Source organism: Rhizobium sp. IY2, from assembly GCF_047532935.1.
GTDB lineage: Bacteria > Pseudomonadota > Alphaproteobacteria > Rhizobiales > Rhizobiaceae > Rhizobium > Rhizobium anhuiense.
Genome location: NZ_JBLKNU010000001.1, coordinates 1,468,397 through 1,490,468 on the forward strand (window position 1 = coordinate 1,468,397; position 22,072 = coordinate 1,490,468).

25 protein-coding genes and 1 tRNA gene are annotated in these 22,072 nt (G+C 60.2%); 10 read left to right on the forward strand and 16 right to left on the reverse strand.

Going from position 1 to position 22,072, the window contains the following annotated elements; translation table 11 throughout:
* Positions 1-142: 142 nt before the first annotated feature.
* The gene (locus ACMUVN_RS07170) at positions 143-436 is read right to left on the reverse strand and encodes a DUF982 domain-containing protein (protein ID WP_047615776.1); all 294 of its coding nucleotides are present in this window, start codon (positions 434-436) and stop codon (positions 143-145) included.
* A gap of 317 nt (positions 437-753) precedes the next feature.
* Between ACMUVN_RS07170 and ACMUVN_RS07175 the strand changes: the two genes are divergently transcribed.
* Both ACMUVN_RS07175 and ACMUVN_RS07180 read left to right on the forward strand, forming a co-directional pair.
* Positions 754-936: a hypothetical protein gene (locus ACMUVN_RS07175; RefSeq protein ID WP_080759892.1), complete on the forward strand. Its 183-nt coding sequence runs from the start codon at positions 754-756 to the stop codon at positions 934-936.
* Between the two features lie 529 nt (positions 937-1,465).
* Positions 1,466-2,203 carry a hypothetical protein gene (locus ACMUVN_RS07180; RefSeq protein ID WP_414814958.1) on the forward strand — a complete coding sequence of 246 codons (738 nt, stop codon included), beginning with the start codon at positions 1,466-1,468 and terminating at the stop codon, positions 2,201-2,203.
* Between the two features lie 26 nt (positions 2,204-2,229).
* Here the strand turns inward: ACMUVN_RS07180 and ACMUVN_RS07185 are convergent, their stop codons facing one another.
* Both ACMUVN_RS07185 and ACMUVN_RS07190 read right to left on the reverse strand, forming a co-directional pair.
* On the reverse strand, positions 2,230-3,723 hold the full coding sequence (locus tag ACMUVN_RS07185; RefSeq protein ID WP_414814959.1) for an FAD-dependent monooxygenase: 1,494 nt from the start codon (positions 3,721-3,723) through the stop codon (positions 2,230-2,232).
* Between the two features lie 329 nt (positions 3,724-4,052).
* Positions 4,053-4,223, reverse strand: coding sequence for a hypothetical protein (locus ACMUVN_RS07190; RefSeq protein WP_414814960.1), 171 nt, complete (start codon positions 4,221-4,223; stop codon positions 4,053-4,055).
* Positions 4,224-4,389: 166 nt separating this feature from the next.
* On the opposite strand from ACMUVN_RS07190, the gene ACMUVN_RS07195 reads away from it, so the two are divergent.
* Complete coding sequence (locus ACMUVN_RS07195) at positions 4,390-4,620, forward strand: hypothetical protein (protein WP_414814961.1); 231 nt, start codon at positions 4,390-4,392, stop codon at positions 4,618-4,620.
* Between the two features lie 72 nt (positions 4,621-4,692).
* Here the strand turns inward: ACMUVN_RS07195 and ACMUVN_RS07200 are convergent, their stop codons facing one another.
* The 5 genes from ACMUVN_RS07200 to ACMUVN_RS07220 form a co-directional block, all read right to left on the reverse strand.
* Positions 4,693-4,896 (reverse strand): CsbD family protein, encoded by a 204-nt coding sequence (locus tag ACMUVN_RS07200; protein ID WP_028758090.1) that lies wholly within the window; start codon positions 4,894-4,896, stop codon positions 4,693-4,695.
* A 525-nt stretch (positions 4,897-5,421) separates the two neighbouring features.
* Positions 5,422-6,033, reverse strand: a complete 612-nt coding sequence (locus ACMUVN_RS07205) for a hypothetical protein (protein WP_414814962.1) — start codon at positions 6,031-6,033, stop codon at positions 5,422-5,424.
* A gap of 394 nt (positions 6,034-6,427) precedes the next feature.
* Positions 6,428-6,640 (reverse strand): hypothetical protein, encoded by a 213-nt coding sequence (locus ACMUVN_RS07210; protein WP_414814963.1) that lies wholly within the window; start codon positions 6,638-6,640, stop codon positions 6,428-6,430.
* 42 nt (positions 6,641-6,682) lie between these two features.
* Positions 6,683-6,925, reverse strand: a complete 243-nt coding sequence (locus tag ACMUVN_RS07215; RefSeq protein ID WP_414814964.1) for a hypothetical protein — start codon at positions 6,923-6,925, stop codon at positions 6,683-6,685.
* 258 nt (positions 6,926-7,183) lie between these two features.
* Positions 7,184-7,259 (reverse strand) — tRNA-Lys (locus ACMUVN_RS07220).
* A 230-nt stretch (positions 7,260-7,489) separates the two neighbouring features.
* Here ACMUVN_RS07220 and ACMUVN_RS07225 point away from each other — a divergent pair.
* The 5 genes from ACMUVN_RS07225 to ACMUVN_RS07245 all read left to right on the forward strand — a co-directional run bounded on the left by ACMUVN_RS07225 (position 7,490) and on the right by ACMUVN_RS07245 (position 12,455).
* Positions 7,490-8,239: a cytochrome c biogenesis CcdA family protein gene (locus tag ACMUVN_RS07225; RefSeq protein ID WP_097623134.1), complete on the forward strand. Its 750-nt coding sequence runs from the start codon at positions 7,490-7,492 to the stop codon at positions 8,237-8,239.
* A 166-nt stretch (positions 8,240-8,405) separates the two neighbouring features.
* Positions 8,406-9,176, forward strand: a complete 771-nt coding sequence (locus ACMUVN_RS07230) for an SDR family NAD(P)-dependent oxidoreductase (RefSeq protein ID WP_414815012.1) — start codon at positions 8,406-8,408, stop codon at positions 9,174-9,176.
* Positions 9,177-9,286: 110 nt separating this feature from the next.
* Positions 9,287-10,081, forward strand: coding sequence for a potassium channel family protein (locus ACMUVN_RS07235; protein WP_414814965.1), 795 nt, complete (start codon positions 9,287-9,289; stop codon positions 10,079-10,081).
* A 263-nt stretch (positions 10,082-10,344) separates the two neighbouring features.
* A complete protein-coding gene (locus ACMUVN_RS07240; protein ID WP_414814966.1) occupies positions 10,345-11,280 on the forward strand; it encodes an MBL fold metallo-hydrolase in 936 nt (311 codons plus the stop codon).
* Between the two features lie 212 nt (positions 11,281-11,492).
* Positions 11,493-12,455, forward strand: coding sequence for an AEC family transporter (locus ACMUVN_RS07245; RefSeq protein WP_097623131.1), 963 nt, complete (start codon positions 11,493-11,495; stop codon positions 12,453-12,455).
* Here the strand turns inward: ACMUVN_RS07245 and ACMUVN_RS07250 are convergent.
* Genes ACMUVN_RS07250 through cysG form a run of 5 tightly spaced genes read right to left on the reverse strand, consistent with a single transcriptional unit; the run spans position 12,423 to position 17,628 of the window.
* Positions 12,423-13,634, reverse strand: a complete 1,212-nt coding sequence (locus tag ACMUVN_RS07250) for a UbiH/UbiF family hydroxylase (protein ID WP_414814967.1) — start codon at positions 13,632-13,634, stop codon at positions 12,423-12,425. The two genes, ACMUVN_RS07245 and ACMUVN_RS07250, sit on opposite strands and share 33 nt — an antisense overlap.
* A 38-nt stretch (positions 13,635-13,672) precedes the next feature.
* Positions 13,673-14,185 carry a DUF934 domain-containing protein gene (locus tag ACMUVN_RS07255; RefSeq protein WP_047615398.1) on the reverse strand — a complete coding sequence of 171 codons (513 nt, stop codon included), beginning with the start codon at positions 14,183-14,185 and terminating at the stop codon, positions 13,673-13,675.
* A 10-nt stretch (positions 14,186-14,195) separates the two neighbouring features.
* Positions 14,196-15,866: a nitrite/sulfite reductase gene (locus ACMUVN_RS07260; protein ID WP_097594547.1), complete on the reverse strand. Its 1,671-nt coding sequence runs from the start codon at positions 15,864-15,866 to the stop codon at positions 14,196-14,198.
* A gap of 8 nt (positions 15,867-15,874) precedes the next feature.
* On the reverse strand, positions 15,875-16,189 hold the full coding sequence (locus ACMUVN_RS07265) for a DUF2849 domain-containing protein (RefSeq protein WP_011651871.1): 315 nt from the start codon (positions 16,187-16,189) through the stop codon (positions 15,875-15,877).
* Between the two features lie 2 nt (positions 16,190-16,191).
* Positions 16,192-17,628: a siroheme synthase CysG gene (gene cysG, locus ACMUVN_RS07270; RefSeq protein WP_414814968.1), complete on the reverse strand. Its 1,437-nt coding sequence runs from the start codon at positions 17,626-17,628 to the stop codon at positions 16,192-16,194.
* Positions 17,629-17,896: 268 nt separating this feature from the next.
* Here cysG and ACMUVN_RS07275 point away from each other — a divergent pair, with 268 nt between their 5' ends.
* Both ACMUVN_RS07275 and mazG read left to right on the forward strand, forming a co-directional pair.
* Complete coding sequence (locus tag ACMUVN_RS07275; RefSeq protein WP_097623130.1) at positions 17,897-18,484, forward strand: deaminase; 588 nt, start codon at positions 17,897-17,899, stop codon at positions 18,482-18,484.
* Between the two features lie 6 nt (positions 18,485-18,490).
* Entirely contained in the window at positions 18,491-19,330 is an 840-nt protein-coding gene (gene mazG, locus ACMUVN_RS07280; RefSeq protein WP_047615033.1) for a nucleoside triphosphate pyrophosphohydrolase, read from the forward strand.
* Between the two features lie 120 nt (positions 19,331-19,450).
* Here mazG and hflX read toward each other — a convergent pair whose 3' ends face one another.
* The 3 genes from hflX to ACMUVN_RS07295 all read right to left on the reverse strand — a co-directional run bounded on the left by hflX (position 19,451) and on the right by ACMUVN_RS07295 (position 22,071).
* Entirely contained in the window at positions 19,451-20,776 is a 1,326-nt protein-coding gene (gene hflX, locus ACMUVN_RS07285; protein ID WP_097623129.1) for a GTPase HflX, read from the reverse strand.
* A 77-nt stretch (positions 20,777-20,853) separates the two neighbouring features.
* Complete coding sequence (gene hfq / locus ACMUVN_RS07290; RefSeq protein WP_003539403.1) at positions 20,854-21,096, reverse strand: RNA chaperone Hfq; 243 nt, start codon at positions 21,094-21,096, stop codon at positions 20,854-20,856.
* A 111-nt stretch (positions 21,097-21,207) separates the two neighbouring features.
* Positions 21,208-22,071 carry a D-amino-acid transaminase gene (locus ACMUVN_RS07295; RefSeq protein ID WP_047615029.1) on the reverse strand — a complete coding sequence of 288 codons (864 nt, stop codon included), beginning with the start codon at positions 22,069-22,071 and terminating at the stop codon, positions 21,208-21,210.
* Position 22,072: the final 1 nt, after the last annotated feature.

The window sequence follows — 22,072 nt, forward strand, 5'->3', positions numbered from 1 at the left end:
TTACAGGTGCTTGTCGCGGTGCTTTGTGGCCAAGAAATAGGCGATGGTCAGATCCGTAAATACCGAGACCAGAACGCGCCGCAACTGATGTTACGGCGCGCCCTCGCCTGCGGGATAGGCCCGTTGACCAGCCTATATCTTGCTAAGCATTGCCGACAGTTCGCTCGTTCATCAGCCGCTCGAATTTGGGGGCAGCCTCGACGTTTGCCAGCACGCCCGACATTTTCAGAAAACGCCGAAAATTCTCGCGCGTGGCGCTCAGCGGGAAACGGCCGCTGGCCGTATCCCTGCACGCCTTCAACAGCGTGTCATATGCCAAACCTCGTTTGTCCTCCGGCCATTCGTCCAGGAAATCCAGGATTTCATCGAGGCACGTGATTTCATCGATGAAATGCTTGCGATGAAGCAAAACCGGGTCAAACCGAGTTGAAGACATAGTATCCTCCCATTTATAATACTTTTTATGCTATAAATTTACTGAAAAAACGTGTTTAATTCAAGTCAAAATTGGTTACGTCACGCTCAAAACGCCATTGAAACTACTTCCATAATGGCAGAATAGCCCGATTAGATTAAAGAAGAATAGATTTTAACATCAATCGAGCCTCGACGCATCACGAAGTGAGATCGATTGATCAATGTAACGAATGCTTCAGATCAAGTGAGCGTGATCAAGCCGGCCGGAAGTTTTCGTATAGGCTCGTGTTGGCATAATAGGTTGCGACCATGACAATCTCGCAAGGAGAAGTTCAAATGAACCGATTTCTTTCATTTGTAGCCGCCGCAGCGCTGCTCGGTACATCCACGATTACTTCTGCCTGCACGTCGACGGCAAGGCCCGACAACCAGGATTTTCAATATCAACGCGATAGCTCGATAAACCCTGCCTGCGCGGGTGGATTCAGACCCGGCAATGCGCGCTCGTGCAGCTATTGAAGCACAGACGGCCGACATTCGTTCAACGCTTCGCTGCTGAGATTGTCTAACCGCCGAGGCGCAAGCAGCTACTGAACCCCGCTTTGCAAGAAAACAGCCGTTGAACGACTGCGTCGCGAGAGAAGGCGCGCTGCAGCAATCGGAATGGTTAGGGAACCGCAAGCCCCGCCCCGCATTACGTCATCGGGTCACGGTTGGCTCGATTTAACAGGAGAACGGTTCCCCATGAACAATTTGATCTGGCTTGTCGGCGCTGTCGTTATCGTACTCGCGATTTTGAGTTTCTTCGGCTTTCGCTGATCGTCGCTGATGTAAACATGGCGGCTCGACCGCGCTTTCTCCGCCCGGCGATTCCGCCGAGTGCAACTGCAATGTCTTTTGCATTTAATTAGGAAGCGTCGAGGTCATCGAACGGCCGCCGTTTCTTCAACAATCCACAGAATGCCGAGTAAAGAGTGCATATCACCCCCTTCGACTTCCTTTACAATCCGTCGTTTCGGCCTCCGAGGCAGATCGCAAGGGGAACTCGATGGATCGTCTTATTGGCGCAGATGAAGCGGCTCAATCGGAGAAACGGGCTGCAAAGGCGGATCAACGGGATGGCCTTGCTCGGGATGTTACGACCATCAAACTCGGCGATTGCCTGCTGGGATACAAGGTCGTACAGCGACGCATGCGGGTCAGCCGCTGGAACCATTTCCGGGGCCGGGTGCGCGAGATCGAAAAACTGATCAGGCATCGTCACGGCGACATCGTGCCGGAGGCGGATGACGCATTGATCTACGTCGAGGTGATCGCCAGCCTCGCGTTCGTCGAATTCAGGCAAGAGTTCGTCGACGTGGTGCTTGGCTGGTCGGCGCGCTGGCTTCCATGGGCTGGAAAAGCCGATATAGAGGACATCATCTACGAGCGGACAAAGGTGCGTTTTTCCTCGTTGTCCGCCGACGCTCTCGGTCATGCCCTGCATCTGAGTTACTCCGAGCGGAGAGCGCTCGACATTCGCACCATTGGTGCATTCGATGTGCCGAAGCGGAAAAGAACAAAACTTCAAAACGAAAAGCGGCGGCAGCGGGACCGAGCCCGAAAAGAAGAGCGACGGCGTGCGGCAGGCGCGCTGCCCAGAGCTGACTATCTTGCCAACGCGCTTAGCCAAGCGCGCCCCTGGGAAGCTTTCGGCATCAGCCGCCGCACCTGGGAACGCCGCGGCAAACCGATGCCGGAGCCCGAGACGATTTTGGATTGCGGTTCGATTTCGCTCGCCGCATAGGCCAAGAGCTCACGAATTCTCGGTTCTTAGCCACCTGGTCCGAACCAGGTGTGCATCGCCTCTTGCAGACCATACTGCGTCCCTTCGCCCACCCATGCCACGTAGCCATCGGGCCGGATCAACACCGCGGCCGGCGCGGAAACAATGCCAAGCGCAGGCAGTTCCCATGAACCGCCATATCGGGCATCGACCAACGTGACGCGGCCCGACCACGGCGTGATGTCGACGCTGCCGGGTGCGCCGAGATTCAGGAGCACCGGCCGCGCATTAGGGAGGAGCGTAAAGAGACGCACGGCACCATCCGGCGTGGTGAGCTCGAGGTCTGGCATGCGGCGGCCGAGCAGCGGATGGCCTTCGCCGAGATCGTAATGGATCGCCAGTCCGGACATCTCGGCCGCGATCCGTTTGCGAGGCTCCTCCATGCCGAGGAGCTCGGTCATCATCTCACGCAAGGCTTCGGTGCGATCGTCCGTCCGTTGCAATGCGACCTGCGCCATCGTCGCCCGCAACACCCGGGCGGCCACCGGATGCCGTTCGGCGTGGTAAGTATCGAGCAAGGCTTCGGGCGATATTCCTTTCACCACCTGGGCCAGCTTCCAACCGAGATTGACGGCATCCTGCACACCGGTATTGAGGCCTTGTCCGCCCACCGGAGAATGCACATGAGCGGCATCGCCGGCCAGGAACACCCTGCCCTTGCGGTATGCCGCCGCCTGGCGTGACATGTCGGTGAATCTGGAAATCCACTTGAGACTATGGATGCCATAGTCCGTCCCGCATACGGCAATCAGCGCTTCCTTGAGATCGCCGAGTGTCGGCTCGCCCGTGCCGCCGACCGTCTTTTCCGTTACCATGACATTGATCGGGCCTTCACTGGCAAAGACGACCTTACCGTCGCGAATTTCATATTCCTCCCGACCGAAGGCATGCATGCCAAGTGCGGTGCGATGGACACCCAATGGCGGCTCCTCCTCCATCTCGGCCTCGGCGAGAATGTTGCTGGTCGTTGCATCCCATCCAGGAAATTCTATGCCGGCAACCTTGCGGATCAGACTGCGGCCACCATCGCAACCGACGAGATAGGCTGCCCTGAGCAAAGCGCCGTCGGAGACTTCGATGGTGACGCCGATATCGTCCTCAGCGAAACCCGTCACGTCACGGCCGCGATAGATCGGCACCGCCAGTTCGCCGACCCAGCCGGCCAGAATGCGCTCGATATGCTTCTGCCGCAGCGCCAGCCCGTAATTGTGCCGGGTCGGAAAATCGCTGATATCCAGACGCGTGACCGCAAATCCGGTGACCTGGGCGATCTGGCCTTCGGCGAGGAACCGGTCGACGATCCCACGCTGATCGAGAAGCTCGAGCGTGCGCGCACTTAGACCGCCGGCCCGCATACCGGCAAGCTCCTGGTTGGGACGCCGTTCGACGATCGCCACGTCGACGCCTGCCAAGGCCAACTCGCCTGCCAGCATCAGGCCTGTCGGACCTGCTCCCGATATCACGACGACATGTTCTTTCATCCGCAAACTCCCCTTGGCCTGGTGTCCCAATGCAATATCTCAAAGCCTCGGACAGGCGGCTTCTTCGCAATCTGAATGATCCCACCTCGGTGCCGATTTTCTCTGTCGCAGGTTGTTCTCCCTATAATATTATCCTCTGACTGGTTGGAACGACTTGCGACAGGATTTCCGGCTTGCTTTCCAAAGCCATGTTGGTCGCCGCTTGCGGATCTTTTGCCGAGGAGCGGGGGCCTTTCAACACGACCTGACCCGGTGCGCGCCGGATCTGGCAAGCACCTTTCCCGGTCATCATTCCCACGGCGATCATCCATTACCTGGTACGACGCATCTCACTGCGGAGCCGTGGCTTTTTCCGGAATCGTCTCGGCTGCCGGTCGCTCAGACGGATCGGCGGGATGGCCATAGAGCGTGTACGCGGCGCCGGCCAGAATGCCCAAGACGAGAAGAGCGATGACGTACAGCATCATTCCGCGGATGGCCGTCTTCGGTGTCTTGTCCATCAGGATCTCCAAGATTGCTCAGCGGTCAAATTCACCGCGGGCACTTTTGGTTCCGGCGTAGCTTGCTCAATCTTTCCGTGGAGCTTGTTCAAGCGAGCAGCTACTCACGGAACGATCAGGTCCGGATCTGGTTTACCCCAAGACCCTGGTTTCTATGGAGGTCACCATGTGGGCAATCCTGATCGGAGCCGCTCTCATAATCGGCGGACTTCTTTTTCTCTTTACCTCGGCGCTTCGTCGAAAACCGAGTAATCCGCATCAGATGATGCCGCAAGGCGGCACCACGCTGGAACCGCGGCGCCAAGGCCTCAGATTCCTCGGGATATCCCAAAACTGGCCAGCCCTCGCGGTTATCGCGGTCGGCGCACTCCTCCTGGCTTTCGGCGGATATTCCTGACATCGGAGAGCCCCTGGGCGGCTTAGCTTCTTCGACAGAAAAACCCGGCTTTCACCGGGTCTTGTTCAGGCACTACCAAGTCTGGCGACCGGTCCAGTCATCGATGTCGCGTTTGATACGATCCTTTTCGATGCCATACCGCTCCTGGATCTTGCCCTCCAGCTGATCGCGCTTGCCGGCGATCTGGTCGAGATCATCGTCGGTGAGTTTGCCCCACTGCTCCTTGATCTTGCCCTTCGCCTGCTTCCAGTTTCCTTCGATCCGATTCCAATCCATGGTCGATTTCTCCTGTCTGTTGATGAGAAGAAAACGGACCTCAGTGGAAGTTGGTTCCTGAGTTTTAGTGGATTTCCGCGAACCTCTATTCCTGCGGCAAAGACGGGAATGCCTAGAGAAAGCCGGCTTCTGCATATGTGTGGAGCGGGCCGAACGAGAACTAGTTGCCAAATGGGACAAAGACCCTTCACGACAATGGGGGTGAGATCTCACGACCTTGTGTCTCCCTTCACCCGCTTAAAAGGGAGATATTCCGTCCTCCCATCGATCCGAAGGAAGCGAGGGCGATCATAATCCGACCCCAGATAGCCGATGCACAAACCGTGCTGAGCGACGAAGAAGTTGCCCTCTGCCAGAGAGTTTGACCACATCAGCTCGATGCGACAAATCACAACAGGCACTGAGCGCGAAGATCTGGCTCGGCGGGTGAACATGACCGTGGTTTGCGAAGACCGGTGAGGCCTGAAGCCCTCCGGGCCGCCTTCGGCTAGCTCGCTCTTCGTGCTCACGGCAAACAATCCCGCGCTACAGATCGGGAGACCACTGATTTGGAACGCTTTCGAGATAGTTCACTTTCACAAACATGGTTTGATCCTTTGCGAAACGCTTGGCGTACTCTTCTGTTTCTCCGCCAGGAAGCAGTAGTGCCAGCCTTCCTTCAATCATGTCTTTATCAACTAGTGCCGGGCATAGAAGGGTACCTTGCTGACATAGCCAAGCCGATCGGTAGACCGCGATAACTTTGTGACGCGCCTCTTCCCACCAAGGACTTTCCGGCGGTCGATAAACCGCTTGTGCATGGAGCATGTCAGATAGCTTTTCAGTTGCTTTCCGAAACGTTTCCGTGACTGGCACGTGAAATGCCTCAAGGGTCCAGCCATCTGAAAAACTGAAATTCAAATGTTGAATCTTATCACTCTTGGATATTCTCTGGAGAGCCTTCCACTGTTTCGAGGTTTCCCACGCGGCCGGCATTGATTTGGCATAGGTGCGTTGCGCGTCTAAGTATTCATCTTGTCGGGCTTCCAGAAAGCTCCTGAGCTCCAGCGCCGCATAGAAAAGCCCCTCGTCAGTGTTCTCGTTAATGCGGCACTTTGCGCGTTTGAGGTAACTGCGTGAACTGACCCCGTATCCCATCTTCGCCTTTCCTCTGTTGCACTTAGGTTGCACGCTATGAGAGCATATCAGCGCGTCGCGAGGAAGATGGATGCCGATCAACCACATTGGTGCAGCTTTGAGCCCACATTGCAACTCAGGCAGCACCTTGCCGCACTGCGCGCCCTTTCTGCCTCTTGAGCGCCGGTCGACCGCGATGATGTCTTCGTTCGAACGGAGACTGGGCCTGCGTGATTTTGTGCAGCTCTAATCCCACCCTCAGGCGGCGTGCAGAAATCTTGCCGCCAAAGCATTCCATTGAGATCTGCAGATCAAAGACAGACTACCGACGAAATCCGTCGTCACAACCAGCTTAACGAAATTCGTCGCTTTGCCAGCCGCTCCGAAAGGGGCCGCTTTTCGCTGCAAGACCTGATTAATGATCCTTGGCGATCTTGGTTATCATCTTGGTCAATTCAGCGAGATTGTCATAGGCTCGCTGGTGAACGGCGTTAGGACCGCCTTCCACGTTTGCTACAAGCACCGGTATGATAAAAGTGATGCCGTTGTCGCCGGCAACCTCAAAATTGAACAGATGATGCCCGTCGCGCACGAAAAACTCAGCGCTTCTTAGTTCTACTTTGATCATCTAATTTTCCCCAATTGCCCATTCTGAATCAAATCGCATAAATCACCCCTCCGGTTCGTCGAAGGTGTTCAAGCTGATATCGACGAAGTTTTGGCTAGGTTGCACGCCAATCTTGTCGAGAAGCCACAGAGGGCTGTCGTCCTCAAAAACCACGCGAAGGCTGTATGGATGGCCGTCGTCGCTCTCATTCGTTTCGATCTCATAAGTGAGCTCAGCCAGTTCATCTTCGGAGATGCCTAGCGCTTCCGCCAATCTGGCTACTGCAAAAGTATCGCGCATTTCCATTCCCTTTCTTGCTGATGCCGAGTGTTCATAACAGCTGGTTTCGGGGAATGCCTAGAGCGCAACCGCTTGAGCTTAATCTTGTCGAGGAAGTCGCGGCGGCGCTGGTCAAATGCAGGAGAAAGCCAGCCTTCGCTCGGCGCGCGCTGAGATTAGCTTCTCAGTCACCTGATCCGATCGTACCCATGTCGTACCCAAAAGGCATTTGATCGGCTCCGCACTGGGTAAGCCTCACCCTAAGTCATTGATAAAAATGAATTTTGGTGAGAGCGTCGGGGTTCGAACCCGAGACCTACTGATTAAAAGTCAGTTGCTCTACCGGCTGAGCTACGCTCTCCCTCTCCGCGGGTGTGACCACCCCGGCTGGAAGTGGGCGGAACATAGGCAGGTGACCCATTGCGGTCAACCGAAAAATTTGCCTTTTTCCGACGGTCGGCACATTTCTTGCCGGCGCAAGACGGATGTCTCGCGTGCAAAGACAGATTTCTTGCGCGCGCAAAAAGGTGATTGGCAATCCCGGGCCTGCAAAGCTAGGAACATCACGCAGATTGCAGCCGGAGAGAATGCGTGTCGATTGCCGATATTTCCCTGTGGAGCGCGCTGATTGCCGGGGCGCTTTCCTTTCTGTCGCCCTGCGTGCTTCCCCTCGTCCCGCCCTATCTCTGCTATATGGCCGGCATTTCAGTCGAGCAGTTCCGCGGCGGCGGTGCGGTTGTGGTCGCGCCCGGTGTCAGGCGCGGCGTTTTCTTCTCCGCACTCTTCTTCACGCTCGGCTTTGCCACCGTCTTCGTGGCGCTCGGCGCCGGCGCTTCCAGCATCGGCATGGCACTTCGCCAGCATCTCGACCTTCTGTCGAAGATCGGCGGGCTGATCATCATCGTCATGGGGCTGAACTTTCTCGGCCTCTTCCGAATCGGACTGCTGACCCGCGAGGCGCGCTTCCAAGGCGGCGGCAAGCCGGCGACGCTGACGGGCGCCTATATCATGGGCCTTGCCTTCGCCTTCGGCTGGACGCCCTGCATCGGGCCGGTGCTCGGCGCCATCCTCGGCGTTGCCGCCTCGCGCGAGACGGTCGGCTCCGGCGCCGGGCTGCTCGCCATCTATTCGCTCGGCCTTGCCATCCCCTTCTGGATCGCCGCCGGCTTTTCCGGCGCCTTCATGCGCTTCCTGTCGCGCTTCCGCCGCCATCTCGGCACGGTGGAAAAGGTGATGGGTCTCTTCCTGGTGCTTACCGGCCTCGCCTTCCTGTTTGGATGGGTCAGCAATGTGGCGATCTGGTTCCAGCAGACCTTTCCGATCCTGATGCAGATCGGCTAGGCCACCGGATACCGATTTTCCAGGTCGTGTGGGTGGCGGTATCGGAAGCCGCCGCGAGATCGGCCTCGTCGCTTCCTCCCGCGCCGTCGGTCGTCGTGTGCAGGATCCGACTGGCATCCGCACGCCGACGCTGCCATAAATTGATTTCATCGGGGGAGGCATGATGATGCAGAAGAATGCGCCGGACTTCAGCCTTGAGGGCAAGGTGACTTTGGTGACGGGAGCGAGCCGTGGCATCGGTCGAGCTTGCGCACTTGCCTGTGCCGCAGCAGGTTCCGATATTGTTTTGGGGGTCCGCGATGTCGCAGCGTCGGCGGGCCTGGTTGCCGAACTCGAAGGCACGGGACGAAGAGTTCTCGCTGTTGAACTGGACATTCCCAACAAGGCCCATATCGCGCAGGCCGTCGACGCGGCGCTTGCTACGTTCGGTCGGATAGACGTCCTCGTCAACAATGTCGGGGTGGCTCCGGGCAATCTCGCAGAACTCGTCGAGGAGAAGGACCTTGACGAGATACTCGATGTCAACATCAAGGGCACCTTTCTGATGACGCAGGCTGTGGGCCGCCAGATGATCAAGCGCAATGGGGGCCGGATCATCAACATCAGTTCACAGGCCGGTACCGTGGCACTGCGCGGCGAGGCAATCTATTGCATGAGCAAGGCGGCAATCAATCACCTCACCCGCTGCCTTGCCGCCGAATGGGCACGCTATGATGTCACCGTAAACACCGTATCGCCAACGTTCATCCACACGGATGGCACAGAACCTTTTCTGTCCGATGCCGACAATCGCAAGGCGACGCTCGATCACATTCCGCTCGGCCGGATCGGCGAAACCGATGATGTGGTGGGTGCCGTCGTCTTCCTGGCATCGCCGGCTGCGAGCCTGATCACCGGCGCGAACCTGCTGGTGGACGGTGGATGGTCCGTCGCCTGAGGCGAGGCGGAACCTGCAGCGCAAACCTTGTCCAGACGAGAACAACGATTTCCCCGACAAGGATCTCTTCGGCGACTTGCGGACGCCGATGAGGGATCTACATTCCCTGGATGAAAATCTTCGAATCCGGCGACGGCTCTCAGCAGAATTCGCTCCGCCAGGTGCTGCGAAGGCTCGATAGGGCCGACGGCAGACAGGCGGTCGCCTTCCGGCTGGTATTTGCTGCCATTGACGTTGCCATTCTCGCCTTCTTCCTGCTCGGCCCGTACCTGCGATCCGGTCCGTCCTATCTGATTATCGACTATGCGATAGCAGTGTGGATCGCCGCCGAGATGGTCGGCCGGGCGATCGCCGCATCCTCTGTGCGCGAGTGGATTCGGCGGCCGATGACCTGGATCGACTTCGTGGTGCTGGCCACGCTGTTGTTGCCGGACCTGCTCTTCAATTTCGCTTTCCTGCGAATCATGCGGTTCTGGGCGATCGGCACGAGTCCGCTGCTCAAGGATTTGCTGCGCAAGGCCGGCTATTTACACCTTCTCGACGTCGTCCGGGCGGTGATCAATTTCCTTGTGTTCCTCTTCATGGCAACCGGGTTCGTCTATACGTCCTTCTTCTACAACAGGGAGGGAGGCGAAGGATTCGTCGATGCGCTATATTTCACGGTCGCGACGGTGACGACGACGGGATTCGGAGACATCACGCTCCCGGGAACGCTGGGCAAGCTCACTTCCGTGGTGACGATGATCGTCGGCATCTCCCTATTCGTCAGGCTTGCTCAGGCAGTCGTCCGGCCTCACAAAGTGACCTTTGCCTGTCACCGATGCGGCCTCCAGCGCCATGACGCCGACGCCGTTCATTGCAAGGCGTGCGGAGACGTCTTGAACATACCGGACGAGGGATCGTGACCGTCGGCCCTGGCGTGAGGATACGGCTAGACATTTGTGGCGAGCCCATTCACAGGCTTGCCGCGTTCGCAGAACTGATCGACTCCGCGCTCGTCCAGCATGCCGCCAGCAGTAAGAAGCGAGGCCCGCACCTATTCGGTGGTATGGCTTGCCCTGTCCCTCGGCCCCACCCGCCCTTATCCCTCGACCCAATCGATCGCAAACACGCCTCCATGTAGCGTCGTCGATGCCGTGTTTGAGGCGGCGGTCAGAAGGAGACGAACATGAACCTTGAGACAAAGATGAGCCTGGAAAACACCGCACGCACCGGCAGACCTCGGCTCGACGAATTGGTTCCGTCGCGCTACGCGGTGCAGGTCGGCGAGATTGAGGTGCTGGTGATCAGCGATGGCGTGCTACCGCTCCCAACCGCGATGCTGGGACACAACATCGATCCCGCCGTCCGAGCGGCCTGGCTGAAAGACATGTTCCTGCCGCCGGACGCTTTGGATTGGGCACTGAACGTGGTCGTGGTGCGCAGCGGCGACCAGACCATACTCCTCGACGCCGGCCTGGGGCTCGACCCGGACTTGCACCTGCCGCGGGCCGGGCAGCTGATCAAGCGTCTGGAGGCCGCCGGCATCGATCTTGCGTCGGTGACCGACGTGGTCCTGACCCACATGCACATGGACCACATTGGCGGACTGCTCGTGGACGGGGTGAAGGACCAACTGCGTCCGGACCTGCGGATCCACGTGGCGGCGGCCGAGGTCAAGTTCTGGGAGGCGCCCGATTTCTCCCGGGTCTCCATGCCGCCGGGGTTCCCGGACGCGCTTCGGGCGACCGCCAAGCGGTTCGCGAAGGAATATCGCAGCCATCTCAGGCTGTTCGATGATGAGTACGAGGTGGCGCCGGGCGTGGTCGTCCATCGCACCGGCGGCCACACGCCCGGGCACAGCGTGATCCGCCTGGCGTCCGGCGGCGACCGGCTGATGTTTGCCGGCGACGCCGTGTTCGCGGTCGGGTTTGAACATCCGGACTGGTTCAACGGCTTCGAACACGACCCCGAGGAGGCGGCGCGCGTTCGGGTCCGCCTTCTGCGGGAACTGGCGGAGACCGGCGAGCAACTGGTGGCCACTCACCTGCCGTTCCCCTCCGTCGGCCGGGTGGCGGTCGACGGCGACGCCTTTCGCTGGGTAGCGGCCTTCTGGGACTACTGATCGGTTGTTCGGTTGGTCGTAGAGCGTGTACTCAATGAGTACACGCTCTATCGATTTAGTTTACGCAATTCCGGACGCAAAACCGCTACACACTTTTGCTGGAATTGCTCTTGTTTCTGCGCAATTCCGGACGCAAAACCGCTACACACTTTTGCTGGAATTGCTTAAGTCAGAACCTGACCCGCCGATCATCCCCTGCACTGGAAGACCTCTTGGCCGATATCGTCAGCCTGCTATTGCCGTTCTTCGGCCTGATCCTGATCGGCTACATCGCAGCCAAGGCGACCAAACAGCCAGCCGAAACGTTGGGATGGCTGAACACCTTCATCATCTACGCCGCCCTGCCCGCTCTGTTTTTCAAGCTGGTCTCACGCACGCCGATCGAGGAGCTGACGCGCGTCGATTTCATCGTCACCGATATCGCGGCGACCTATGCGGTCTTCATCCTGCTGTTCGCCATCGGCCGCATTCTGCGTGGCAATTCGCTCGCCGATTGCACCATCCAGTCCTTTGCCGGCGCTTACGGTAATATCGGCTATATGGGGCCGGGCCTGGCGCTCCTGGCGCTCGGCGAAGGTGCCGCCGTGCCGGTGGCGCTGATCATCTGCTTCGAGAACGCGCTGCATTTCATCGTGGCGCCGGCGCTGATGGCGGCGGCCGGCGACGACAAGCGTTCAACCAGCCAACTCGCCGCCGATATCCTGCGCAAGGTGGCGCTGCATCCCTTCATCCTGTCGACGGCGGCAGGCTTTGCCGTGGCCGCCCTTGATATCGACCAGCCGCTGGCCTTCCAGCGCCTCGTCGATTACCTCGCCCAGGCGGCCGCGCCCTGCGCGCTCTTTGCCATGGGCGTGACTCTGGCGCTCCGGCCGCTGAAGCGGATCCCGGCGGAGATCTCCTATATCGTGCCGGCGAAGCTGATCCTGCATCCGATCGCGGTTTTCGTCGCGCTGACGGCGGTTGGCGGTTTCGAGCCGGTGTGGATCCAGGCGGCCGTGCTGCTTGCCTGCCTGCCGACGGCGACCAACGTCTTCGTCATCGGCCAGCAGTACGGCGTCTGGCAGGAGCGCGCCTCGGCGACGATCCTGATCACGACAGTGCTATCGGTGGTGACTGTTTCGCTCTGGCTGATCGTGATCCGCTCAGGCCTTCTTCCGCTTCAGCTTTTCCCGTAGAGCATCCGGAATATCCCGGAAGCCGCGGCCGGGCTCGATGCCTTCGCGCATGACGATGTTGCGCAGCGGCGGAATGGCCGAGAGAATATGCAGGCCGGCAGCGCGCAGCATCTGGACGGGCAGGAAATCCGAGAGCAGCGAGCGGTTGAGGAGATCGACGCTGGCCGTGCGCGTCATGATGTCGGCACGGCGCCTGCGGTCGAAGCTGTCGCCGGCATCGGCCGGCACCGGCAGTTCCGCCCTGTCGCAGAGGATATCGGCGAGCGCCATGATATCACGCAGGCTGAGATTCAGCCCCTGCGCCCCGATCGGCGGGAAGACATGGGCGGCCTCGCCGATCAGCGCGATACGTCCCTTGCCGAAACGATGCGCCATCATGCCGGAGAGCGGCCAGACCTGGACGCCCTCCTCGACGTCAACCTTGCCGAGCATGGATTGCATGCGCGCCTCGACAATAGCCCCGAGTTCGGCAAGCGGCAATTCCGCGCGGCTTGCCGCTTCTGCGGGATCCTGCACCCAGACGAGGCTGGAGCGGCCTCCCGGCAGCGGCACCTGGGTGAAGGGGCCGTGCTTGGTGTGGAATTCGGTCGAGATGTTCTGGTGCGGCAGCGAATGGGCGAAATTCAGCACCATGGCCGATTGCGGATAGGACCAGTTGCGCACGCCGATGCCAGCGGTTTCGCGCAGCTTCGAGCCGCGGCCATCGGCGCCGACGGCAAAATCGGCCGAGAAGGTCTCGCCGCCGGCAAGTGTGATCGAGACTGTATCGCTTGATATTTCGATCGATTCGGCCATGTCGGAGAAGCGAGTGATATTGCCCTCGCCTGATATAGCCGCCTCGAGGATGTCGGTCAGGGCCTTGTTGGGGAAATTGTAGCCGAAGGCATTCAGGCCGACGTCGGCGGCGCGGAAGGTGGTCGTCGGCGCGCGCAGCAGCCGGTCGGTGCCGTCGACGATGCGCATGCTGGTGAGAGCAGCGGTTGCCGGCCGAAGCTTTTCCCAGAGCGTCAGCCGGTCGAGGAAGCGGATCGACTGGTCCATCAGCGCCGTGGTGCGCCGGTCTTCCTTCGGAGCGAGAGGAGCGACAAGCGCCACATCGCGACCGCCGCGCGCGAGCGCGATTGCTGCGATCATGCCGGCGAGCCCGCCACCGATCACCGCCACTTCGAATGTCTTCATGCTACTGTTCCGCCATCGTAAAAAGGCGGACCGTCCGCTTATGCGGCCGGCTTCGCCTGACGGCGCCAACTATAGCCCTTGCCGGCGTCGGCGTCACGCACCGCCGGTTGATAATGATGGGGAATGGCGGGAAGACGGTTTTCGGAAAGCCGCTTCAGCGCCGTGGCGTTGGTGACGGCAAAGCTGTCGATGCCGACGCGCAGCATCAGCGGCACCTGATCGATCAGCACGTCGCCGACGGCACGCAGCTCGTTGGTATAACCCAAGCGCTGGCGTAGCAGCGAGGCGTGGCTGAAGGCGCGGCCGTCGTTGAACGCCGGAAAGGCGACGGCGACGATTTCGAGGCGATCGAGATAGGGCTCGAGCCTGCGCACATCGTCGGCCGGCTTGATCAGCACGCCGAGGCCGACATCGTTGCTTTCATCGGCCTTGGCGATCAATTCGTCGAGACCGAGCAGCGGCTTCTGCTCCTCGGTCGCCTTCACCTCGTCGGTTTCGATCACCCAGGGATCGTTTTCGACAAAACCGGTTTCTCTCCAGATCTTCGTCATCATCCCCTCCTTATGCCGCTTCGGCGGCCGAGCCGTAGAGCGCGGTCTTGAAAGGCTGCGGTCCGACGCGGCGATAGGCGGCGAGGAAGTTCTCGGAATGATCGAGTCGCAGGCCGAGATAGGTGTCGACGATCGTCTCGATCGCGTCGGTCACCCGGTCCGGCTCGAAGCCGCGGCCGATGATTTCGCCGATCGAGGTATGTTCGTCACCGGAGCCGCCGAGCGTGATCTGGTAGAGTTCGGCGCCCTTCTTCTCGACACCGAGCAGGCCGATATGGCCGACATGGTGATGGCCGCAGGCATTGATGCAGCCGGAGATCTTGATCTTCAGCTCGCCGATCTCCGCCTGGCGCTCGGCATTGCCGAAGCGGCGGGAGATTTCCTGCGCGAGCGGAATGGAGCGCGCATTGGCGAGCGCGCAGTAGTCGAGCCCGGGACAGGCGATGATGTCGGTGATGAGACCGGCATTGGCTTCCGCCAAGTTGATGGCGACGAGGCCGCGATAGACGGCTTCGAGATCGGCCAGCGCCACATGCGGCAGGATCAGGTTCTGCTCATGGCTGACGCGGATTTCGTCGAAGCCATATTCCTCGGCGAGATCGGCGATCGCATCCATCTGTGCATCCGAGGCGTCGCCCGGAATGCCGCCGATCGGCTTCAGCGAGATCGTCACCATGCCGTAATCGGGGTTCTTGTGCGGCTGCACGTTCTGCTGCACCCAGCGGGCGAAGCCGGCATCGGCCTTCTTCCAGCGAGCAAGGTTTTCCCAGCCTTCGGCGCGTTCGGGCAGAGCCGGCGGCGCGAAATAGGCAGCGATTGCCTGGACATCCTTTTCCGGCAGCTTGAGCTCGCTATCTTTCAGCGCGGCGAATTCGGCTTCTACCTGGCGCGTCAGTTCCTCGGTGCCGGTCTCGTGCACCAGGATCTTGATACGGGCCTTGTACTTGTTGTCGCGGCGGCCGTGCAGATTGTACACGCGCACGATAGCCGTGGTGTAGGAGAGCAGGTCTTCCTCGGGCAGGAAGTCGCGGATCAGCTTGGCGATCATCGGCGTACGGCCCTGGCCGCCGCCGACATAGACGGCAAAGCCGATCTCGCCCTTGTCGTTCTTCTTCACGTGCAGGCCGATATCATGGACCTGGATCGCGGCGCGGTCGCGCTCGGCGCCGGTGACGGCGATCTTGAACTTGCGCGGCAGGAAGGAGAATTCCGGGTGGACAGACGACCACTGGCGCAGGATCTCGGCGTAGGGGCGCGGATCGGCGATCTCATCGGCGGCGGCACCGGCGAAATGATCGGCCGTGACGTTTCTGATGCAATTGCCCGAGGTCTGCAGCGCATGCATCTCGACGCTGGCAAGATCGGCGAGCGCATCGGGGATGTCGGACAGCTTCGGCCAGTTGAACTGCAGGTTCTGGCGCGTGGTGAAGTGGCCATAACCGCGGTCATAGGTGCGGGCGATATGGGCGAGCATGCGCAGCTGGCGCGCGCTCAGCGTGCCATAGGGAATAGCGATGCGCAGCATATAGGCGTGCAGCTGCAGGTAGACGCCGTTCATCAGGCGCAGCGGCTTGAACGCGTCCTCGGCGAGCTCGCCGGACAGGCGGCGCTGAACCTGATCGCGAAACTGCTCGACGCGCTCGCTGACAAAGGCATGGTCAAATTCGTCGTAACGGTACATCGTCTTCCTCAGACTGCAATGAATTCGGGATCGGCCGGAGCGTAGCCCGGGGCATATTCCATGGTCGGCCCTTGAGCACGGATGCGCTCGCGAAGGCGAAGCGGCCATAAAATGCCGTTGGTTTCCTGAACGTCGACGACGGCGACGTCAACGACCTCGTTGTCGGCATAGGATTTCTTGCCGATCGCCTCCAGCGCCGCAACGGCTTCGGCGTGACGGGCAACGAGCGCCTCCTGCAGCGAGGTGGACCACTTCCCGTTCGCATCCAGCCAGACGGCAATGCCGTCCGTCAGCCGGTTGGCGGTCAGAACCTTGTCACCCATATTCAGCTCCTTGCAAGTTCCTCGAGCCGGGCGTTTGCGCGCACCAGGGGCTCGGACAGTTCGAAATTGGCGCCGGCGACCGCATCGCCGATAATGACCATGACAGGTCCTGTCAATTCGTCGCGGTGCTGCAGATCGGGCAGATCAGCGAGCGTGCCATGCAGCAGGCGGCGATCGGCGCGGCTGGCATTTTCGATGACGGCAACGGTGGTCTCAGCGGGAATGCCCGCCTGCATCAACCGCTCAGCAACGGAGGCTGCAACCGTGCGGCCCATATAGACGGCAATCGTCGCGCCCGACACGGCAAGGCTTGCCCAATCGGGCAGCACGTCGCCGGTCAAATCATGGCCGGTCGTGAAGACCAGCGAGGAGGCAACGCCACGCAGCGTCAGCGGCAACTCGAAATCGGCAGCGGCGGCGAAAGCCGAGGTGATGCCGGGCACGACCTCATAGGTGATGCCGGCAGCGCGCAGCGCGGCCATCTCTTCCCCTGCCCGGCCATAGACCAGGGGATCGCCGGATTTCAGGCGGACGACGCGCTTGCCCTGGCTGCCGAGATCGACCAGCAAGTCGTTGATTTCTTCTTGCGATTTCGAGTGGCAGCCCTTGCGTTTTCCGACGGAAAGCCGCTCGGCATCGCGGCGCCCCATATCGACGATCGCCTGCGGCACGAGGGCGTCATAAACGATGACATCGGCTTCCATCATCACGCGCTGGGCACGCAGCGTCAGCAGATCCTCGGCACCCGGACCGGCGCCGACCAGCCAGACGTGGCCTGCGACCTTGTCCACCGCGCCCAACAGCCCATCGGCCGCGTGATGCGCCTGCGGCAGGTTGCCATTGGCGACAGCATCGGCAACGGGGCCGGAAAAGAAGCGGCGCCAGAAGACGCGGCGGGAGACGCCGCGGGGCACCCGCTGTTCAACGGCCTTGCGATAGCTGGTCGCCAGTGCTGCGAGGCGGCCGAGCGAGGGCGACAGAAGCTGATCGATCTGCGCACGGATCATCTGCGCCAGAACCGGCCCTGCCCCTTCGGTGCCGATCGCGACGGCAACGGGGGCGCGATTGACCAGCGCCGGCGTGAAGAAATCGCAGTAATCGGGCTGATCGACGGCATTGGCCGGAATTCTGGCGGCACGCGCAGCATCGACGATATCGCGGTCGTCAGCGTCATTGCCGGTTGCGGCGAAGACGAGTGCCGAACCCTCGACCTGTTCGGCGGAAAAGGCAGCGCGCACGGTTTCGATACGGTTGGCGATCAGGAAGGCGTGGTAATCGGCTTCCGGCCGCTCGGCATAGGCGACAATCCGCGCCCGTGTGTTGAGCAGCAGCCGCACCTTGGCGAAAGCTTCGTCGCCATTGCCGAAGACAGCCGTCTTCTGGCCTTCCACGCGAAAGAAGGCGGGAAATACCGAAAGCTGTTCAGTCTTGGGAGGCATCATCAATCCACTTCGAAGTTGCCGGAATATGCCCTTGATCGACAAGGGATTGAAGGAACAGAAATTCGAAAGCCCAAGCAAGCAGGTATTCTTTTGCTCGTGCCGTCAATGATTTGAGAAAAGTCACCCGTGCTGCCAAAAAGCCGCATATCTCAAGCCCGCTTGCTGCAGTGCAGTATAAAGCCTGTGACAAAAGACGTCCACCGGTGCTTGACGCATTTCACTCGCGCCGCCAAGGCGATAGACTGAGGAAAACTGGAGGGCCCTCATGCCTGATACGACCATTGCCTCCCGCCTGCTTTCGGTCATGGAAGACGATATCCTGCCGCTGACGGAGCGTGGCGTTTCGCTTGGCAATAAGGTGTTCGGTGCGGCGATCTTAAGGAAATCCGATCTTTCGCTTGTCGTCGCCGAGACCAACAACGAGCTGGAGAACCCGCTCTGGCATGGCGAGGTGCACACGCTGAAGCGCTTCTACGAGCTTGGCGACAAGCCACCAACCAAGGATTTGATCTTCCTGTCGACACACGAACCCTGCACCATGTGCATGTCGGCGATCACCTGGGCGGGCTTCGACAATTTCTACTATTTCTTCAGCCATGAGGATTCCCGCGATGCCTTCGCGATTCCGCACGACCTGAAGATCCTGAAGGAGGTCTTCGGGCTTGAACCCGGCGGCTACCGCAGGCAAAACGCCTTCTGGAACAGCTTTGCCATCGCCGATCTCGTCGAAACCGAAGAGGCTCAGCTGAGAAACGCGCTGAAGGCGCAGACCGCCCGCATCAAGGCGCGCTATGACGCGCTGTCCAACTCCTACCAGTCGTCGAAGAGCGCCAACGACATTCCGCTCAACTGAGGCAACATGGAACCTTCCAAAGATATTTCGCGGCTGATCGAGATCATGGCGGCGCTGCGCCATCCCGAAACCGGCTGCCCCTGGGACATCGAGCAGAACTTCGAGACGATCAAGCCCTATACGATCGAGGAGGCCTATGAGGTCTCCGATGCGATCGAGCGCGGCGATATGGACGATCTCTGCGACGAGTTGGGCGACCTGCTGCTTCAGGTGGTCTTCCATGCCCGGATGGCCGAAGAGGCCGGCGAATTTTCCTTCGGCGACGTCGTCAACGCCATCACCGCCAAGATGATCCGCCGCCACCCGCACGTCTTTGCCCGCTCGGCGGCAGATACGCCTGATGCAGTGAAGAAGCAGTGGGACGAGATCAAGCAGGCGGAGAAACGCGAGCGCGCCGAGCGCCGGTCACGGCGCGGTATCACCGAGGACTTCAAGAGCGGCTTCCTCGGTTCGGTGCAGCGCAGCTTCCCGGCTTTGACAGAAGCGCTGAAGCTGCAGGAACGCGCCGCCAAGGTCGGTTTCGACTGGTCGGCGCCCGAACCGATCCTCGACAAGATCGAGGAGGAGATCGGCGAATTGCGGGCGGCACTTCGGGAAGGCGACCAGGCCAAGGTCAGCGACGAACTCGGCGATCTGATCTTCGCCGTCGTCAATATCGGCCGGCACGTGAAGGCGGATCCGGAACAGGCTGTGCGCGGAACCAATACGAAATTCCGTCGTCGCTTCAGTCATATAGAGCATGTTCTTGAAGCAGAAGGCGAAACGTTGGAAGACGCGACGCTGGAGCGGATGGAGGAGATCTGGCAGGCGGCGAAGGCAATCGAACGGGCTGTTTTGATTGGGTAGGTTGGATCGAGCATGACGGAGGGTGCGGCTGGCCTTGTCGCCGACCAGCCGGCCTGCGGAGGCGAAACATTGCCAGATCTTCCTTCTCCGCAGTGGGGCCGAAGGAAGTCTTGATTTCGCTCACCGCTCCCAATCTTCCTTATCAGGCTTCGGTCCGTTGCCGATGCGGCGCTCGAGTTCGGTTGCCTCGGTTTCGGAGAGGCGCAGGTCGAGGGTGATCGAGCCGTCCTCATTGTCCTCACGACCGTCGACGATGGCATGATCGTAAAGCCAGGGCAGCAGCGCCAGCTTGTCGACCGGAAGGCGGATCGTTGCCTCGGTCATCACGCCCGACAGTCTGCGGCTGATTTCTTCCATCAGCGTATCGACGCCCTCGCCGCTGACGGCCGACACCGCGACGACGTTGCTGGCGCCGGCGGCTTTCTGCACCATGGTATCGTGGACCTCGGGCTCCAGCCGGTCGATCTTGTTCCAGACCTCGATCAGCCGCTTGGCCGATTCGGCTTCGTCGATGCCGAGGTCGTTCAGGATGCGCATGACATCGGAGCTCTGCGCCTGGTTGTCGGCATCGGACATGTCGCGAACATGCAGGATGAGATCGGCTTCCAGCACCTCTTCCAAGGTCGCCCGGAAGGCGGCGACGAGATGGGTCGGCAGGTCGGAGATGAAGCCGACGGTGTCGGAGAGGATGACGGTGCGGCCGTGCGGCAGCTTCATGCGGCGCAGCGTCGGGTCGAGCGTGGCAAAGAGCATGTCTTCGGCCAGCACGCCGGCGCCGGTGATGCGGTTGAACAGCGTCGACTTGCCGGCATTGGTATAACCGACGAGCGCTACGATCGGGTGCGGCACCTTGCGGCGCTTGGCGCGATGGAGCTGGCGGGTGCGCACGACCTGCTCCAGCTCGCGTTCGAGCTTGATGATACGGTCCTGCAGCAGTCGCCGGTCGGCTTCGATCTGGGTTTCGCCCGGGCCGCCCATGAAGCCGCCGCCGCCGCGCTGGCGTTCAAGGTGGGTCCAGCTTCGGACCAGACGGCCTTTTTGATAGTTCAGATGGGCGAGGTCGACCTGCAGCGTGCCTTCCTTGGTGGAGGCGCGGCGGCCGAAGATTTCGAGGATGAGGCCCGTCCGGTCGATGACCTTGGCGTTCCATTCCTTCTCGAGATTGCGCTGCTGCACCGGCGTCAGCGGATGATCGACGATGACGAGACCGGAATCGCGCTCGTCGAGCAGCGCCTTGATCTCCTCGATCTTGCCGGTGCCGAGCAATGTGGCCGGTCTCGGGTCGTTGACCGGGACGATCGAGCCGTTGACGACATCGAGGTCGATCGCCTGGGCAAGACCCGTCGCCTCTTCGAGCCGGCTTTCCGGCGTGCGGGTCGAGGCCGATTCGGACTGGCCGCCGCGACTGCGCGATTTCAGAACCGGCACGACGACAGTCGCGCGCATGTCGTCCCTGTGCTTGGCGGCTTCAGGGATGATCGAATCGTTCTTGGTATCGCGTGTCGAAATGACGGCTGATCCTGTTAGGACGCTGCTTCTTCGCTCTCGAACATCTGCATGGGCTGGCCCGGCATGATCGTCGAGATCGCATGTTTATACACGAGCTGCGAATGGCCGTCACGGCGAAGAAGAACACAGAAATTGTCAAAAGACGTAACAACGCCCGTGAGTTTCACGCCGTTGATCAAAAAGATTGTCAGGGAAATCTTTTGCTTGCGAACAGTATTGAGAAATAAGTCCTGCAGATTCTGAGAACGTTCCGCCATCGCGCCGCTTCTTTCTTTATTGCCGACCTGATCTGGTCGGTAGAATATCAATCAACCTCACCATGCAAGACCGGCAGCACCCTCATTCCACCCGTCCAGCAAATCTTGGTATCAAATCGCAATCTTTTCCGCAACGTCGAAAAAGGCTTCGCGGACTTTCTGCGAAACACTGCCCGGATGACCATTGGCGATAGGCTGGCCATCGACGGAAACGACCGGAAAACAAATGCTTGTGGCTGCAGTCAGGAAGACCTCGCGGGCTGCGAGCATCTCGGAAACGGAGAAATTCCGCTCCGTGATTTTCAACCCGAGCTTGGCTGCGACATCCATCAATGTGGTGCGGGTAATGCCGCGCAGAATTCCGTGTTCGGCCGGCCGCGTCACCAGCGTCCCGTCCCGGTCGACGATCCAGACATTGGTCGCCGCCCCTTCCTTCACCATGCCGTCGCCATCGACATAGATCGCCTCCTGGGCCCCTGCCTCCTTGGCTTGCTGACGGGCCATGGCATTCGGCAACAGGCCGACGGATTTGATGTCGACGCGGTCCCAGCGATTGTCGGCAAGAGTGATCGCCTTGATGCCGTTGGCGTTCTTGGCAGCAATGATTTTGGGATCTGTGCTCTTGGCAGTGATGACAAGCGACGGCGGCGTGCCCTCGGCCGGGAAGACATGATCGCGGCGGGCGACACCGCGCGTCACCTGCATGTAGAAAAGCCCGTTGCGGACATGGTTGCGGCGCAGCGTCTGACGAATGACCTGGGTCAGCGCCGCCCGGCCCATCGGCCAGGCGATGCGCAATTCGCCGAGCGACCGGTCGAGACGGTTCAGATGGCGCGTGAGGTCGACGATGTAGCCGTGTCGGACCTCGCAGACCTCGTAGACGCCGTCGGCGAACTGATAACCGCGGTCCTCGATATGGACGCTGGCATCGGAATGCTTGACGTAGCGGCCATTCACATAGGCAATTCTCGGCATG